This window comes from Pseudoalteromonas sp. M58 (genome assembly GCF_042604605.1).
Lineage (GTDB): Bacteria > Pseudomonadota > Gammaproteobacteria > Enterobacterales > Alteromonadaceae > Pseudoalteromonas > Pseudoalteromonas tetraodonis.
The window spans coordinates 400,197-417,567 of record NZ_CP152391.1; the positions used below are offsets into that span (position 1 = coordinate 400,197).

At 41.4% G+C, this 17,371-nt stretch carries 12 protein-coding genes; 10 read left to right on the plus strand and 2 right to left on the minus strand.

What is annotated here, in order from left to right; all coding sequences use genetic code 11:
• The first annotated feature begins 8 nt into the window (after window positions 1-8).
• Both AAGD16_RS17065 and AAGD16_RS17070 read left to right on the plus strand, forming a co-directional pair.
• A complete protein-coding gene (locus AAGD16_RS17065) occupies window positions 9-1,484 on the plus strand; it encodes an SLC13 family permease (RefSeq protein ID WP_377115353.1) in 1,476 nt (491 codons plus the stop codon).
• Window positions 1,485-1,672: 188 nt separating this feature from the next.
• Complete coding sequence (locus tag AAGD16_RS17070) at window positions 1,673-3,091, plus strand: coniferyl aldehyde dehydrogenase (protein ID WP_096039069.1); 1,419 nt, start codon at window positions 1,673-1,675, stop codon at window positions 3,089-3,091.
• A gap of 63 nt (window positions 3,092-3,154) precedes the next feature.
• Here the strand turns inward: AAGD16_RS17070 and AAGD16_RS17075 are convergent, their stop codons facing one another.
• Window positions 3,155-3,880: a tetratricopeptide repeat protein gene (locus tag AAGD16_RS17075; RefSeq protein WP_013463177.1), complete on the minus strand. Its 726-nt coding sequence runs from the start codon at window positions 3,878-3,880 to the stop codon at window positions 3,155-3,157.
• A gap of 316 nt (window positions 3,881-4,196) precedes the next feature.
• On the opposite strand from AAGD16_RS17075, the gene AAGD16_RS17080 reads away from it, so the two are divergent.
• On the plus strand, window positions 4,197-5,060 hold the full coding sequence (locus AAGD16_RS17080) for a DUF6279 family lipoprotein (protein ID WP_377115357.1): 864 nt from the start codon (window positions 4,197-4,199) through the stop codon (window positions 5,058-5,060).
• Between the two features lie 111 nt (window positions 5,061-5,171).
• Window positions 5,172-6,194 carry a GGDEF domain-containing protein gene (locus tag AAGD16_RS17085; RefSeq protein ID WP_377115360.1) on the plus strand — a complete coding sequence of 341 codons (1,023 nt, stop codon included), beginning with the start codon at window positions 5,172-5,174 and terminating at the stop codon, window positions 6,192-6,194.
• On the opposite strand, the gene AAGD16_RS17090 is transcribed toward AAGD16_RS17085, so the two are convergent.
• Complete coding sequence (locus tag AAGD16_RS17090; protein ID WP_013463180.1) at window positions 6,191-7,129, minus strand: LysR family transcriptional regulator; 939 nt, start codon at window positions 7,127-7,129, stop codon at window positions 6,191-6,193. The genes AAGD16_RS17085 and AAGD16_RS17090 overlap by 4 nt on opposite strands.
• A gap of 118 nt (window positions 7,130-7,247) precedes the next feature.
• On the opposite strand from AAGD16_RS17090, the gene AAGD16_RS17095 reads away from it, so the two are divergent.
• The 6 genes from AAGD16_RS17095 (at window position 7,248) to AAGD16_RS17120 (ending at window position 17,204) form a co-directional block, all read left to right on the plus strand.
• A complete protein-coding gene (locus AAGD16_RS17095; RefSeq protein ID WP_013463181.1) occupies window positions 7,248-8,417 on the plus strand; it encodes an efflux RND transporter periplasmic adaptor subunit in 1,170 nt (389 codons plus the stop codon).
• A 9-nt stretch (window positions 8,418-8,426) separates the two neighbouring features.
• A complete protein-coding gene (locus AAGD16_RS17100) occupies window positions 8,427-11,576 on the plus strand; it encodes an efflux RND transporter permease subunit (RefSeq protein WP_096039071.1) in 3,150 nt (1,049 codons plus the stop codon).
• On the plus strand, window positions 11,569-12,981 hold the full coding sequence (locus AAGD16_RS17105; RefSeq protein WP_377115365.1) for a TolC family protein: 1,413 nt from the start codon (window positions 11,569-11,571) through the stop codon (window positions 12,979-12,981). Before AAGD16_RS17100 ends, AAGD16_RS17105 begins: the two co-directional genes overlap by 8 nt.
• 8 nt (window positions 12,982-12,989) lie before the next feature.
• Window positions 12,990-14,015, plus strand: a complete 1,026-nt coding sequence (locus AAGD16_RS17110; protein WP_290190483.1) for a zinc-binding dehydrogenase — start codon at window positions 12,990-12,992, stop codon at window positions 14,013-14,015.
• A 293-nt stretch (window positions 14,016-14,308) separates the two neighbouring features.
• Complete coding sequence (locus AAGD16_RS17115) at window positions 14,309-16,564, plus strand: acyl-CoA dehydrogenase (protein ID WP_138765055.1); 2,256 nt, start codon at window positions 14,309-14,311, stop codon at window positions 16,562-16,564.
• 322 nt (window positions 16,565-16,886) lie between these two features.
• Complete coding sequence (locus tag AAGD16_RS17120) at window positions 16,887-17,204, plus strand: heavy metal-binding domain-containing protein (protein ID WP_008112402.1); 318 nt, start codon at window positions 16,887-16,889, stop codon at window positions 17,202-17,204.
• Window positions 17,205-17,371 lie beyond the last annotated feature (167 nt).

Below are 17,371 nucleotides of genomic sequence, written 5' to 3' on the forward strand. Positions count from 1 at the left end.
CTGAACAAATGACAAAACGTATTTTAGAAAATAACGCGAATAAAAAGCCATTTATGCAATGGCTGTTATTGTTACTTGGTCCATGTGTCATGCTACTTACTTGCTTAGTTGAGCCGCCAGTAGGTATGTCGGCGGCAGCGTTTAAAACCGCAGGCTTAGCATTTTGGATGGCCTCGTGGTGGGTGAGTGAGGTAGTGCCTATTCCTGCTACTGCGTTACTCCCTTTAGTGATTTCGCCGATTGTTGATATAGCAGCGATAAAAAGTGTTGCAGCGCCTTATGCGCATCCGCTGATCTTTTTATTTTTAGGTGGCTTTTTAATCTCAATAGCGATGGAGCGTTGGGGATTACACAAGCGTATTGCATTAAAAACAATGCTTTATGCGGGTAAAAAACCAAGCTTACAAATTTTAGCGATGATGTTAGTGACTGCATTTTTATCAATGTGGATGTCTAATACCGCTACAGCAGTAATGATGCTACCTATCGCTTTATCTATTACCCATTTAGTTAAAAGCTCAGATCCTAGTAATGAAGGTTTTGGTAAAGCCCTTTTACTGTCGATTGCTTATGGCGCGAGTATTGGCGGTATTGCTACTTTAATCGGTACTCCACCAAATGCATTAATGGCGGCGTACCTATCAGACAGTTATCAGATTGAAATTGGCTTTGCCGAGTGGATGATTGTTGGTGTGCCTTTAGCGCTCGGTATGTTGCTGATCAGCTGGATTTGGTTAACTAAATTCACTTATAAGGTCGATGCGAATGTACAAGCGAACAAGCGTATTAATACTAAAGTGGTATTCTCTTCACAATTAAAAGACTTAGGTCTAATGCAACGTGCTGAAAAGGGCGTGTTGTTTGTATTTGTGCTTGCCGCTATTTGTTGGATATTTAGACCTTTATTAGGCGATGTTACCGGGCTTAAAATTTCAGATACCGGTATTGCTATTGCCGCTGCATTATTACTGTTTGTACTACCGGCAAATAAAGGCAGTGATGCGCGTATTTTAGATTGGGAAAGTGCCGCTAAAGTGCCGTGGGGTGTGTTGCTTTTATTTGGTGGCGGATTAACACTTGCCTCGCAAATAAAGTCATCAGGATTAGCTGACTACATTGCCAATATGATTGAAGGGGCGAGTACTATTCCATTAGTCATGAGCATTCTTGTTGTGGTTGCGCTGATTACGTTCTTAACCGAAATAACCAGTAATACGGCAACAGCAGCAGGCTTTTTACCACTGCTAGGCCCCGTTGCTGAGTCAGTAACAGGCAGTCCGTTAGTGTGGGTTATTCCAGCTGCGATTGCGTGTAGTTGTGCGTTTATGATGCCAGTAGCCACACCACCCAATGCGATTGTGTTTGGCTCGGGTGAAATTAAAATGAAAGACATGATCCGTGCTGGCTTTGTGTTAAATATTGTCGCTATTGTTTTAATTACCTTAGTAACAATGACCATAGCAGCCCAAGTTTTTGGTTTTTAATAACCCACTTTAATCAACTAACAAAACAGATAACCGATGCACACAAAAGCAGTGCATCGGTATGCGTTCCAACCAACCTGTTGAGTGTTTTTGCAATCCTTTACCTCGTGTTGCAAAATCACTCTTTATTGCTCGAGTAACAGAACAAGGTTATAGTCTTGAAAACGTTATAAATCGGGTAGCCTATTTTGAACACTGACACATTATCTACAGGGTCTTTGCGTTCGCAATTTAATGAACTAAAGCATGCTTTTGAAGACACCCCTTATTTACCCATTGAGCAACGTCTTGCTTTACTCAAAAAATTACGCGCTAACATTGTAACGTTAGAGCAAGACTTGATTGCTGCAGTATCTAAAGATTTTGGATACCGAACGGCGTTCGATACCTTAGTGGGGGATATTTTGCCCACCATGCAGGGACTTGCGCATATTATTAAAAAGCTACCTCGCTGGTCTAAGCCTAGTCAGCGCAGCGCGGGGTTAAGCTTATGGCCCTCAAAAGTAAGTGTCACCTATCAGCCTATTGGTGTGGTGGGTGTGATTGCACCATGGAACTATCCCATTCAACTAGCATTGGTACCTGTTATTACTGCGATTGCAGCGGGTAACAGGGTGATGTTAAAGCTCAGTGAATTTACGCCTAACACCAATGCCGTTATTGAAAAAATATTTGCAGATGAATTAAGCCAACACTGCACAATTATTCAAGGTGGTAGCGACGTGGCAAGTGAGTTTTCATCATTGCCGTTTGCGCATTTACTGTTTACAGGCTCGACGGCTGTTGGCAAGTTAGTTATGGCCGCGGCCAGTAAAAATTTAACGCCAGTAACATTAGAACTCGGCGGAAAATCGCCCGTTATTGTGTTAGAAAAAGCCGATGTAAATAAAGCCGCGCGTGCTTTATTATTTGGAAAAATGGCCAATGCAGGGCAGATATGTGTAGCGCCTGACTACGTGTTTGTTCCTAAAGCAGTAGAGCATCAATTCATTAAAGCGCTTTGTACCCTTTATAAAAAACACTTTAAGCAAGGTGTTGAAGGTAAAAACCTGACCTCGATTATAAGCCCTGCACATTATCAACGTTTGCTCGGTTATTTAGAGCAAGCACAAGAGCAAGGCGCTAAAATTACTAAACCGCTTGAACAAAACCAGCAAGATGGCGAAAAGCATCGTATGGGTCTGCATATTGTTACGCACGTAACAGATGAGATGACATTAATGCAAGAAGAGCTATTTGGTCCCATTTTACCCATTATGAGTTACGACAAATTAGAGGACGTGCTTAATTATATTCGATTACGCGACCACCCATTAGCCCTTTACATTTTAGGTCAAGATAAACAGGCGCAACAGTACATTATTAAGCAAACACTTAGCGGAACAGTTGCGGTAAACGACACATTAATACAAGTAGCTGCCGATGATGTGCCGTTTGGTGGCGTGGGGCATTCGGGGATGGGGCATTATCACGGCAAAGAAGGTTTTCTCACCTTTAGCCATGCAAAAAATACCTTAGTCTCTGGCTCGGTTAACCCGCGCATTGGTTTATTACTTAAACAAAATAAATTACTGATCAAAGTGCTAAAGTGGCTTTATGTAAAATAGCCTGTAGCGTTTAAAACAAAAAAGCTGAATGAATCACTTCATTCAGCTTTTTTAATAGCTAACTTAAAACAGGCGTCCTTCGCCAGCATACGTTCCCGCTAAAATTTTGGTATAAATTGCATCGGCTTTTTCTTTGGCCTCAGCTACCTCTTTAGGAAGCATAGTACGTTCATCAAGTTTACGGCTGTGACTGGCTTGCATGTTGCCGTTATACTCGGCAATGGTATTCCACACATACGACATTTCAAGATTTTTTGGCATTCCTAAGCCTTCAAAATACATCAGTGCTAAATTAAACTGCGCCAATGTGTAATTATTAGCAGCGGCTTTTTCATACCATGTTCTGGCGGCTTTATAATCTTGGCTAACACCATCGCCATTTGCGTACATTACACCTAAATTATACTGTGCTGCGGGAAGGTTCTTATTTGCTGCTTTTTCAAATAAGGTTATGGCCATTTGTTTGTCTAATTTAACGCCATTGCCTTCGTCATATAAAACCGCAAGTGCAAACATTGAATCTACATGGTTCTTTTTAACGGCTTGTTGGTACAGCTCAGCTGCTTTGTAATAATCACGGGTAACGCCATGGCCACCTTCGTATAGCTTACCTAATTCGTAAATACCCGGTGCATAGCCTTTGTCAGCTAAATAATTAAACTCTTTAAGTGCTTCTTCAAATTCACCCGCATTAGCAGCTCTGATCCCTTCTTCTAGTCCAGCATGGGCAAGAGGGGTAGCGAGCATAATACCGGCCAGTAGCAGTGCTTTAAAATTAGACTGTGACATAAGCATGTCTCCAAATTAGTTGTCGTTCTATGTAAGCGCCATAAAAGTAAAACTTACCTAGTGAATCTATTAGGGATAGGTAAAAAATTATGAGCTAAATTAATAACGCCAACGTTTATAACCTAGGTATACAAACGTATTAACAAGTAGCTTTAACTATAGCTCAAAAATTCTAAACTTAAGCATATAGTCATGATATAAATTGCGTTAGCTTGCGATTCTATAGAAAAATGAAAAAAATAAAAGCGAGCAATAGCTTACATAATTACTTATGATGATTTTTGGCAACCAAAGCATCATAAAACGGGGTCTGTTAATGTTAAATAATTTAAAAAATATAAAACTAAGCAAAATTATTTTTATAACCAGTTTATTGTTTATTGCCAGTTGTTCTACTTCCTTTGCTTATAACAACCTTGGTTGGCTGTCTTCGTTTTGGATAGACGATTATGTCGACTTAAACAAAAGCCAATCAACGCAGTTAAAAGTGATTATTAATAACACCCGAGATTGGCACCGAGAGATTGAGTTACCAAAATATAAAGCCGATTTACTCGACTTAAGGCAGTTGCTCGATAAACAAGCCGATACAGCGCAATTAATGGCAAAAATAACGCAGGTAAAGCAGCATTGGCGCAATTTACTTTTGTACGCGAGTGATCCCTTAATCGAGCTGGCAAAAACGTTAACTCCATCACAACGCAGTGAAATGGTAGAAAACATTCGTGAGCAAATTAATGATGAAATAAAAGAGCACGCTTCATTAACCAAAGAGGAGCATCAGCAGTCTCATTTAGACAAGCAACTAGACTACTACGAACAATGGCTTGGTAAGCTCACCTCAGAGCAGCGAACGCTAGTGTCACAAGCCAACAGTGAATATATCAGTACCAGCAATTTATGGTATGACTATAAACTAACTCGGTTAGGTGCACTTGAAGCACTGTTTAATCAGCAAACCCTTGATGATGCCCAATTTGCGCAGCAGTTACGCACTATCATTACAGAACGAGAGCTGTTTATGAGTGCTGAACTCATTGAGAGAAATGAGGAAAATTTAAGGGCATACGCACAGTTGCTGGTTAAATTAAATCAAACCTTAAGCTCTAAACAAATCGCACATGTTGATGAGGAATTTGCTGACTTGGTTGGCACAGTTAATGAACTGCTTACAGAATAGCTGCATTTAACCAATCCTTTTTGCTTATTTTAAAGGGGGTTGTTAAGCATAAAATTGTGATTATTGCATTTCAGGGTTAATATAAACGATTAGTTTTGATTTAAGTTTTTTATGGATATAGCCGCTCTTAACAGTACAAAAATATTACGTAAGCATGTCTTAAAATGGATGTGTTTATTTTTTGGTTTGCTGTCATTTATTTTTGCTGTGTTTAACCTAACAAAAAATCATTTTTATATTGTAGGCGGCTTAGAGGTGTGTTTTTCCGCACTTTGTTTTTATATTTTTATACAATTGGTTAAAAACAAGCAACGAAACTGGTATGCCATAACGGTTTGTATGACTGTAACGCTCGTTATATTATGTGGAACCTTTTTGGCACCACTTAAAAATGGTCTGTTTTTATGGGCGTTTTCTTTACCCATTTTGTATTATCTACTTCTTGGTCGAAAATACGGTATTGTGTTATCGGCCACACTTTTGGTTATGCAATCATCAGTGTTGATTTATAAATTACCAAGCCCTTATTTTTCCTCTTTTAACCTAGCGCTCAACTTACTGTTTATTTATATTATTATATGGGTCATTTCTCATGTTTTTGAAGGAAATAGGGCCGAATTTTCGAAGCGACTTAAAAACTTGGCCTTACTTGATCCTCTCACGGGGGCAGGAAACCGTTTATCTATGAGTCATTATTTTGAAGTGGAGATAAAAGACAAGTCACAGCTGTACTTGTTTTTAATTGATCTTGACCACTTTAAACAAATAAATGATGAATACGGCCATGATGTAGGAGATAAAGTGCTGGTTGAGTTGGCAACTCTATTTAGGATTACTTTTGCAAAAGGGTATGTGTTTAGGGTAGGGGGTGAAGAATTTTCTTTAATGAGCAATTTTGATAGTGCACAATCCGCGCTGGCAAAGGCTGAAAATCTTAGACAAGCCGTTGCAAATAAATATATTGAAGCCAATGGTATAACCATAAATTTAACAGCCAGTGTTGGCGTTGTTAAGTACCAACAACAAAATTTGGCTGAATTAATAGCGCAAGCAGATAAGCAACTTTATAAGGCAAAAGATGCGGGGCGCAATGCGGTTTTTTCTGATATTAACCTCTGTGCAAATGCGGCTTAATACATTTGATCAAAATTAGGAATACTGTTCTCCCAAATCGGTCTTTCTTTGCCAATGTATTCACGCACGGCATCAAAAAACAATCGTGTTCTTACCGGTAAATCTCGGTGTGGGTATACAGCATACATTGCACTGTGTTCCATTAATTTTACATCGGTAAGTAAGGGCACCAGTTGCCCATCAATCACTTCTTTATCTAAAATAAATGCCGGCGCTAAAAAGTAGGTGGTGCCAGAGAGGGTTTTCATCAGTAATACTTCTGCATCGTTTGCTCTAAACACACTTTTTATTTTTTGCTCGCAGTGCTCGCCAGTGTGGTTATAGTAATTTATGCCTTCTACCCGCAGTGAGTTGCTGGCATAACTGGCCGCTGGCAATTGTGCCAAATCAGTGATTGTTATTGGCATACCGTATGTTTCTATAAACGCTGGCGCGGCTAATAGTAACAAACGATTACGGGCAATTTTACGAGCAATTAATGATGAGTCTTTGGGTTCACCCACTCTAAACGCTAAATCAAATCCTTCAGATACAATATCAACCAGTCGGTCATCTAAACGCAGTTCTACTTCCACTTGTGGAAAGCGTTTTTGGAAATCGTTGATCACTGGCTGTAAGTAGCGTCGACCTATTAAAGTCGATGCGGTCACTTTTAATACGCCGCGAGGCTCTTGGTGGTAGTTTTCTGCCATGCGCACCGTTTCGCCAAGCAGGCTTCGCAGCTCACCCGCTTTTTTTATCATTTCAGCGCCCGCTGCTGTAAGAGAGAATGAGCGGGTTGTTCTGTTTAATAGTCTTACCCCAAGTTCATCCTCTAACCGACTAATTTGCTTAGAGATCACTGAGCGGTCAATATTTCGTATTTCGGCTGCTTTTGCAAATGAGCCTTGCTCTACCACTTCAAGCAGCATTAATAGTCGACTGGTTGTATCCATTATTTCATTACTTAGTGAGTATTGATGCCATTTTGGCACTAATGAATTTAAAAATCTATTGTTTTTGTCATCAAGTATGTTCCGTATTATGCAATGCTAAATTAAAAGGAGCGTCGTTATGAACAAACACTTAATTGCTACAGCACTATCTGTTGCATTAATCACACTGGCCGGTTGTGCCGATGAAAGTACAGCGCAATCAGCCCCCGCACAGCAACAACAAGCTATTGATGTAGCCGAAGTCTTGGTTAAGCCAGTTCAAAGTTGGCATACCTATACAACACGCTTAGAGTCACCGCAAAAAGTGGCATTAATGCCGCGTGTATCCGGCATTATTGAGCAAATTGAATTTAAAGAAGGGGATAGCGTTAAACAAGGCGATGTATTATTTCGTTTAGACGATCGCTCATTCGCTGCAACCGTTGACAGTTTAAGCGCTCAGGTAAAAAGTGCTCAAGCAGCACTTGAACAAGCAAAAAGCGAAGCATCGCGTGCTGTACGCTTAACTGAGCGAAAAGCCATTTCGACTGAGCAAGCACAAGCGCGTACATCGACTTTACGTCAGCGTGAAGCACAACTTGCTGCACTGCAAGCGCAGCTTAAAGCTGCAAAGCTCGATTTAGAGTTTACGTCAGTGGTTTCTCCTATTGATGGCGTGATTTCTCGCGCAAATATTACCAAAGGTAACAACGTACTTGCAGGGCAAAGCGTGCTTACTTCAATTGTTTCTAATGACAAAATGTACGCTTACTTTGATGTAGATGAACGTACTTGGAATAGCGCATTTGACGAAGTAACAGCTGCAAGCAAACAGCCTGTTGTAATGCAAAAAGTAGGGCAAGACGATTTTAACTATAGCGGCCATATTAACTTTATAGATAATCAAATTAACGCATCTACAGGCACTTTACGCGTTCGTGCGGTATTTGATGATCGCAGTAATGAGCTGCGTTCGGGCTCATTTGCACGCATTAAGTTAGCTGCTAATGCAGTGCGTGAAACTGTCATTATTCCAGACAGAGCCATAGGCACAGATTTAAAAAATCGCTTTGTGTTAACTGTAGGCGAAAATAATGTGCTGCAATATAAATTGGTTACTGTAGGTGAGCGCTATGGACCGTTGCGAGCCATCACATCAGGACTTGAGCAAGGCGATGTTATTGCTGTAAACGGCCCTGCTCGTGTAGGACCCGGTATGCCGATATCACCAAATAAAGTGGCAATTAATACCCAAGGCGTGGCATTTACGCTAAGTGCTAACCCTGCCGATTTAGTTGCTAAGCAATAAGGTTATTAGATGAAATTTTCACACTTTTTTATACAGCGACCGATTTTTGCGGCCATGCTGTCGTTGATTATTTTAATTGCAGGTAGCATTTCATTATTTCAGCTGCCTGTCAGTGAATACCCAGAAGTCGTTCCACCGACAGTGGTTGTGACTGCCAGTTATCCAGGTGCGAACCCGACGGTTATTGCACAAACAGTGGCAACACCGCTTGAGCAAGAAATAAATGGCACCGAAAACATGCTGTATATGTTTTCACAAGCAACCAGTGACGGACGTATGACGCTCACGGTGACATTTGCGTTAGGCACTGATTTAGACCGTGCCCAAGTGCAAGTGCAAAACCGAGTAAATAGTGCGCTGCCGCGTTTGCCACAAGAAGTGCAGCGTTTAGGTGTAGTTGCTGAAAAATCATCACCCGATTTAACCATGGTGGTGCATTTATATTCACCTCAAAACAGCCATGACACCGCGTATTTATCAAATTATGCCGATTTAAATATTAAAGATGAAATAGCGCGTTTACCTGGTGTGGGTGATATTCGTCTATTTGGTGGTGGTAAATATGCAATGCGAGTTTGGCTTAACCCCGATGCGCTAGCATCACGTGAGCTTACTGCAAGTGACGTGGTCAATGCACTGCGCTCTCAAAATCAGCAAGTTGCAGCGGGTAGTTTAGGTGCGCAACCGATTTCAAATGACAGTCAGTTCCAAATTTTATTAAACGTCAAAGGACGCCTTAATAGCATTGAAGAGTTTAAACAAGTCATTATTAAAGTTGGGGAGCAAGGGCAGCTTACCCGTTTGTCAGACGTAGCACGTGTTGATTTAGGCCAAGATTCTTATGCATTGCGTGCTGAGCTTGATAATCAACCCGCTTTAGCGATGCCAATATTTCAACGTCCAGGGTCAAATGCCATTGAGCTCTCTGATCAGGTGCGTGAAACTATGGCACGCTTATCAAAAGACTTTCCAGCAGGTGTTGAATACGACATTGTTTATGATCCAACGGTATTTGTGCGTGGTTCAATTGATGCGGTGATCGCCACTTTACTCGAAGCAATCGTGCTGGTGGTGATTGTGGTTATTGTGTTCTTACAAACCTGGCGCGCATCTATTATTCCGTTAATTGCGGTGCCTATTTCACTCATTGGTACGTTTGCCGTAATGCAGTGGCTTGGAGTGTCTATTAATACCTTATCGCTATTTGGTTTAGTACTGGCAATCGGTATCGTGGTTGATGACGCAATTGTGGTCGTAGAAAATGTTGAGCGAAATATAGAAGATGGTTTATCACCGCTTGAAGCCACCCGCGTGGCAATGACGGAAGTAACCGGCCCTATTATTGCGATTGCATTAGTATTATGTGCGGTATTTATTCCGACGGCTTTTATTACTGGGCTTTCAGGGCAGTTTTATAAACAATTTGCATTAACCATTACGATTTCAACGGTAATTTCGGCGTTTAACTCATTAACGCTGTCGCCAGCACTGGCCGCTTTATTGTTAAAATCACATGATGCCGAGCCTGATGCGTTTACCCGCGTGCTTAATAAATTATTTGGCCGTTGGTTATTTCAACCTTTTAACCGCGTGTTTGACCGTGGTGCTAAAGGATATGAAAAGCTGGTACAAAAGCTTATTCGTATGAGTGTTGTGGTTATGGTTGCGTATATTGCTTTAGTTGGCGGTACGATTAAATTGTTTGATGCAGTACCGGGTGGCTTTATTCCACAACAAGATAAGCAATACTTAGTCGCTATTGCGCAGTTACCTGACGCTGCCAGTTTAGACCGTACAGAAGCGGTGGTAAAACAAATGCAGCAAATTGCATTAGAGGTCCCTGGGGTTGCGAACACGGTAGCGTTTCCTGGTCTTTCAGTGAATGGTTTTACTAATAGCCCAAATAGCGGCATCGTATTTACGCCACTGGCGCCTTTTGCAGAGCGTACTGATCCGAGTATGTCGGCTTCGGCTATTGCAGCGCAACTAAACCAACGTTTTGCGGCCATTGATGAAGCCTTTGTCGCTGTGTTTCCACCACCACCAATTCAAGGCCTTGGCACCACAGGTGGCTTTAAATTGCAAATAGAAGATAGAGCTAACAAAGGCTTTGAAGCCTTATTTAACAGTTTGCAATCAGTGATTGCAGCGGCGCAAAAAGATCCAGCGTTAATGGGGCTGTATTCAAGCTTTAGAATTCAAGTACCACAAATGGATATTGATATTGACCGTGAGCAAGCGCTTATTCAAGGTATTCCATTAGATGAAGTGTTTAACTCGTTGCAAATTTATTTAGGCTCAGTGTATGTAAACGACTTTAATTTGTTTGGTCGTACTTATCAGGTTAATGCTCAAGCTGATGCTGATTTTAGGGTAGACCCAGAGCAAATACTAAACCTAAAAGTGCGTAATCGTGCCGGTAACATGGTGCCACTAGGCTCAGTATTAACGGTAACGCCTACTATTGGTCCTGATCGTGTAATGCATTACAACGGCTACCCAAGTGCAGAGCTTAATGGCAGCCCAGCGCCTGGTTATAGTTCTGATCAAGCGCAATTGGCGATTGAAGCTGTATTAGCAAAAACATTGCCTACTGGCATTGAATATGAGTGGACTGAGGTAACGTACCAGCAAGTATTAGCCGGTAATACCATGGTGTATGTATTCCCTCTGGTTGTATTACTCGTGTTTATGGTACTGGCCGCACAGTATGAAAGCTTACGTTTACCACTGGCCATTATTTTAATTGTACCTATGACTATTTTCTCAGCTTTATTAGGAGTGTGGTTTGTAGGTTCAGACAACAACATATTTACGCAAATAGCGTTGATTGTACTGGTCGCATTGGCTTCTAAAAATGCCATCCTTATGGTGGAATTTGCTAAAGATAAGCATGACACTGGGTTATCGCACCTTGAGGCGATGTTAGCGGCGTGTCGATTACGTTTACGTCCAATTTTAATGACATCAATTGCCTTTACCGCAGGTGTTATACCGCTTGTATTGGCAACCGGTGCTGGGGCAGAAATGCGCCATGCCATGGGTAATGCGGTGTTCTCGGGTATGATTGGTGTAACTGTGTTTGGACTATTATTTACACCGGTGTTTTATATGCTGGTGGTAAAAAAGCAGCGCGTTGAGGAGCCTTCGCATGACTAAATTTAACTTAAGCGCCCTTAAATTATCGCCATGGTTGAGTTCTGCATTAGCGGTTGCTGTGTTATCAGGTTGTGCGAGTAAAATTGACACAGCCGCTCAGCAACAACAGATTAATGAGTTTGTTGCCAAGGCAATATCTGCAGAGCAGTTTATGGGTGAAGATGAGCAAAACTGGTGGCACAAGCTGGGCTCAACGCAGCTAAACCAACTGGTTAGCAACGCACTTGCTAATAATTACGACTTACAAACTAGTCAGCTGGTATTAAAAAGTGCTTTGGCGCGTATTGGCGAGCAACAGGCGCAATACTTACCGCAAGGCGGTGTTGCGGTTGGTGCAAAGCGAAGCGGGCTAGGCGATACCAATAGCAGACAATCAAGTGCGAATGTAGCACTTGATTGGCAGCTCGACTTATTTGGTCGAATTACTGCGCTAGTCGATGCCGCGAATTCACAAGCAATGAGCCAAGCTGAGCAAGTTAGGTTATTGCAAATTGAAGTGGTGTCGGCTGTGGTTAAAGGCTTTGTTAGTTATCAAGGTAATCTGCAAAAGCAGCAAATTATTGAGATGCAAATAGAAGCGCTTGAACAAAGCATTCAGGTGCTACAGGCCCAAGTTGATGAAGGTGTGGCTAATGAGCTCGACTTAAACCGCACTATGGCGCAACTTAGACAGCAGCAAGCCTTGGTGCCGGCAATTGAATATGCCAAGTACCGTGACTTATCTACTTTGGCCGTATTAAGCGCGCAAACTACGCAATCACTGAGCATTAATGATGAACGTACTATATTAACTAAGGCTTTTGCGGTGTCATTTGCAAAGCCTAATGATGCAATAGCATTAAGACCTGATATAAGTCGTGCTTTATTTGATTTTAGCCAAGCAAATAGCCTGAGTGTAGCAGCCAGCAAAGCTTTATTGCCGGATATTAGCTTAAGCGGCTTTGCAGGCGTGTTAAGTTTAGGGAGCAACGGTTTTAGTGATACCCAGCAGCAATGGCAAGTAGCGCCGCAATTGCAGTGGTCATTATTAAGTTACCCTGCGCTTTTAGCACAACGCGATGCGCAGCAGTTTTTAAGCCAAGCGGCGTATACTGACTACCAGCAAGTGGTATTAAAAGCGATTAACGAGAGTGAACTTTCATTGCAATACTTGGTCAATCAAGCACAGCAATCGCGCTTTGCTGATGAGCGTTATCAATTTGCTAATAATGCATTTTTACAAGCACAAGCAATGTACGAAGAAGGGCAAATTCCTTACTTAGAGTTGTTAGATGCGCGTCAGGATGTTTTAATAGCTCAAGAAAATGCCGTTGATTCAACTATTTTATCGCTACTTGCCAAAGTAAATGCCTACCAGTCATTTAATGGGCGATGGAGTTACGCGTTAAGTAATACTAACAAGTAGAGTTTTTGATGCCTAATACTGCAGATACAAACCCAAATACTATTCCTACATTAATGCGCTCTATTGTGTTAAATGAGCCCAATGAGGATATTAACTTATCGGATACTCAGTTACCTGTGCCTCAGTGCACAGGTAATGAGCTATTAGTAAAAGTAGAGTACGTTGGTTTAAACCCGGTGGATGCACAATTTGCCAAGTCTGGCTTTTGTACGTGGCAATACCCGCATGTTTTAGGCTTGGATGCAGTGGGAACAGTGGTTAAAGCGGGTAAAGGTATTTTTCCGGGGGTAGGAGAGCGTGTTATGTGGCACGCCAGCGTAGGTGAGCAAGGGGTACTGAGCGAATACGCAAAAGTGCCTAATTATGCGGTGTCTATCATTCCTCAGCAATTAGCCAGTGACAAAGCTGCAACTTTACCCTGCGCCGGAATGGCGGCATTGATCAGCTTAGATAAACTATCAGTAACGGAGGGCGATACACTTTTTGTTGAAGGTGGTGCTGGCGCTGTAGGGCAATTTGCTATTCAGTTTGCCAAGCAGCGCGGTGCAGATGTATTTACCACCGCCTCTAAGCGCAATCATAAGTTAGTTAAGCAACTCGGCGCCGATGTGGTCTTTGATTACAACGATAAAGCCTTATGTGACAAAATTCGTCGAGAGTTAGGTCCACAAGGGTTTGACGCTGTTATTGATATTATGGGTGGGGAATCGACCATTCAAAATATCGAACTAATGCGTTTTTGTGGTCGTATTGCTTGTTTAAATCCACTCCCTAACTTCGAACAGCAGCTAATGTATCGGCGTGCGCCTAATATTAGTATTGTCTCCTTAGGAGGCGCGTGGTTGGCCAACAGCCTCTGTGCGCAGCAGCGGATGAGCTTTATGGGTAATTTGTTGCTTGAAACGGTAGCAAATGGCGAGATAATTCCTCCAGAAGTTTTAGCTGTTGATTTTAATGCAAACGCTGTTTCGGCTGCACTAAATAACCAGTTAGCAGGTGGTTTTACTGGCAAACAGGTAGTTAAAATAAGTTAGACTCGATTTAATCTCTCGCTTTTAAAAAACGCAGCCTAATTTTAGGCTGCGTTTTTTTGTTTCTACTTTATTACCAAATCCGTATTTGCGGCGCCAACAACCAGAATTATTAAATTTTTAACAAAAAAAATAACAATTCAGCGTACAGGTGTAAGCCTTTTTATTTCAACAGTTTACGTTCAGGTAAAGAAAATAAATTGCAAAAACTGTTAATTAATTGAATAGAGTAATTGATCTAAAGCGATTTTTATGACGTAATGTAGGTATTATTTATCTGGTCGGATGAGTTCGTTATGAGTTTACGTACAAAATTAAAAAAAGTATTACCAAGCATTTCAGTTACTGAGCAAGAAGCGCTAGACGCTGGCGATGTATGGCTAGAAGGGTCTATCTATCGAGGTAAACCAGATTTCAGCGCGCTACGCGATGTACCTGCGGCAAAATTAACCGCAGACGAGCAAGCGTTTCTAGACGGCCCAGTACAAGAACTACTTGGCATGATTGATGATTCAGTCATTCAAAATGGTATTCATTTACCAAACGACATTTTAGAGTTTTTGAAAAAAGAGCGTTTCTTCTCGCTGATCATCCCTAAATCGTTTGGCGGTTTAGAGTTCAGCCCATACGCTAACTCAACAATTGTAGGTACTATCGCAACTAAAAGTTCAGCTGTTGCAGTAACTGTAATGGTACCAAACTCGTTAGGCCCGGGTGAGTTACTTCTTCACTTTGGTACAGAGGAGCAACAGGCACACTACTTACCACGTCTTGCAAATGGTACAGACATTCCATGTTTTGCATTAACAAGCCCAGAAGCAGGCTCTGATGCAGGCGGTATTCCAGATGTAGGTACCGTAACTAAAGGTATGTACAAAGGCGAAGAAGTACTTGGTTTAGAAATTACGTGGGACAAACGCTACATTACTCTAGCACCTATTGCTACTGTACTTGGTTTAGCGTTTAAAGTGGTTGACCCTGATGGTTTACTAGGTGGTAAAGAAAACCTAGGTATTACCTGTGCACTTATTCCAAAAGAGCACCCTGGTGTAGAACTTGGTAACCGTCATGATCCTATGGGTATCCGTTTTTACAACGGTACTACACGTGGTAACAAAGTATTTGTACCAATGGACTTTATTATCGGTGGTCAGAAAAACATCGGTCGCGGTTGGCAAATGCTAGTTAGCTGTTTAGGCGCAGGGCGTGGTATTTCATTACCAGCACTGGGCGTAAGTACTGCCCAAGTTGCATTTAAATCAGCTTCTGAGTATGCAGCAGTGCGTGAACAGTTTGGTTTATCAATTGGTCAATTTGAAGGTATTCAAGAAAAGCTAGCTGACATTGCAGGTAAAACATACCTACAAGAAGCAATGCGTGTACTGACAACTGAAGGTTTAGGCATGGGCTTAAAACCATCGGTAGTGACTGCAATCGCTAAATACCATATGACAGAGCTTGGTCGTGATGTGCTTGACTCAGCAATGGATATTCAAGCAGGTAAAGCGATTCAAAACGGTCCACAAAATACATTAGCGAGTGGTTATGTAGCGCAGCCTATTGCCATTACGGTAGAAGGTGCAAACATTCTGACTCGTAACCTGATGATATTTGGCCAAGGTGTTATGCGTTGTCACCCATACTTACAATCTATGGTTGAGTCTATCCACAGCGATGACAAAAACGCAGATGCAGAATTTAATGGTATTTTACGTAAAACAATTGGCTACAGTACAGCAAATAGCTTACGTGCATTCCGTTTAGGTGTATTACCGTTTACTGCTGGTGCAAACTCGGCACTACCAGAAGTACGTGACTACGAAAAAGCAGTTCATAAACTATCAGCTAAATTAGCTGTATATGCTGACTTCTCGTTACTAGTACTTGGCGGTAAGTTAAAGCAAGCTGAAATGCTTTCAGCACGTTTAGGCGATGTAATGAGCTTCTTGTATGCAGCTATGGCATCTATTAAGTATTACGAGCAAAAAGTAGCAAGCAGCGAGCGTGAGCAAGCGGCTCCTTACTTCCATTATGCGACTCGTTTTGCACTACAAAGTGCAGAAGAAGCATTGCACAAGTTCTTAGACAACTTCCCTGCAAGTGGTACTCGTAAGTTCATTCGTTTCATTACTATGAACTACTCAACTAAAATGCCAAAAATTAGCGATGATTTAATTCGTGAATTAGCAAAACAAGCTCAGCTTGATACGGCATTTAAAGCGCAAATCACACATTTAGTTAAGCCAATTGAAGGTGATGGTCATCACATCAATGAGCAAGCTTACAAAGCTAAAATGGCGTCACTTGAGCTATTAGCTAAAGTGAAAAAAGCGCTACGTGCTAAAACCTTTAAGCCGGGTACGCGTTTTTCAATCACGCTTGAAAATGCACTTGCTGCAAAAGTAATTAACGACGCTGAATTTGTTCAGTTAAGTGATTACAACAAAAAGCGTGAAAAAGCGATTCGTGTTGATGAGTTCGACTTCGATATGAACATTCTAGACGACAACGCACAGCCAGTTAATCCGCTTAAAAGCGTGGTTAACCAATAAAATTCAATAATGCAAAGCGCCTGCAGTTTAGGCGCTTTTATTGATACAAAATTAGTGTGGAGTCCTGCTTGAGTAATATCAAGCGGGGCTTTTTTATGGGTGTAATTTAAGCCCATAACTAATGCGACTAATTTAATGGTACAGAACATTATTAAACGTTGTTTTAGTGTATTTTAACAATGGGTGGTAAATAAGTTACGTAATTACTTGTTTACATTAGAGTTGTTTAGTGGAATTATTGAGCGTATATAATATACGCTGTTTTGAGGGTTATAACTCCCAAAGTGGTGTTTAATGAGCTGTTATGTTTTAGGGAAAAATTATGATTTATACGACAACGGAAACTGTTCCTGGCAAGGAAATCGAAGCTGTATTGGGAATCGTCAATGGCAACATGGTTCAGTCTAAACATGTTGGTCGAGATATCATGGCTGGTTTAAAAGGGATTGTGGGTGGCGAACTCAAAGGCTATACCGAGATGTTGATGGAAGCTCGAAATGTAGCGGTAGAACGATTAATAGAAGATGCAAAAAAGTTAAATGCCGATGCAATAGTAGGAATACGATTTACAACTAGCTCAGTTACTGATGGTGCATCAGAAATATTAGTGTTTGGCACAGCAGTTAAACTTCGAACATAACAAACAATTTAAGCAGATTCGCAACACGTGGCATTTTGGTGCTTTCTTTCAAAGCCAAGAAATGAGGACGCTTTCCTCTTTTCTGCACTGTATTAAAAGAACAGCCTTACTAAAAGTTTTAAGCTGGCAATGAGTTAACTTATTTGTTAAAAAGAAATTAATAAATA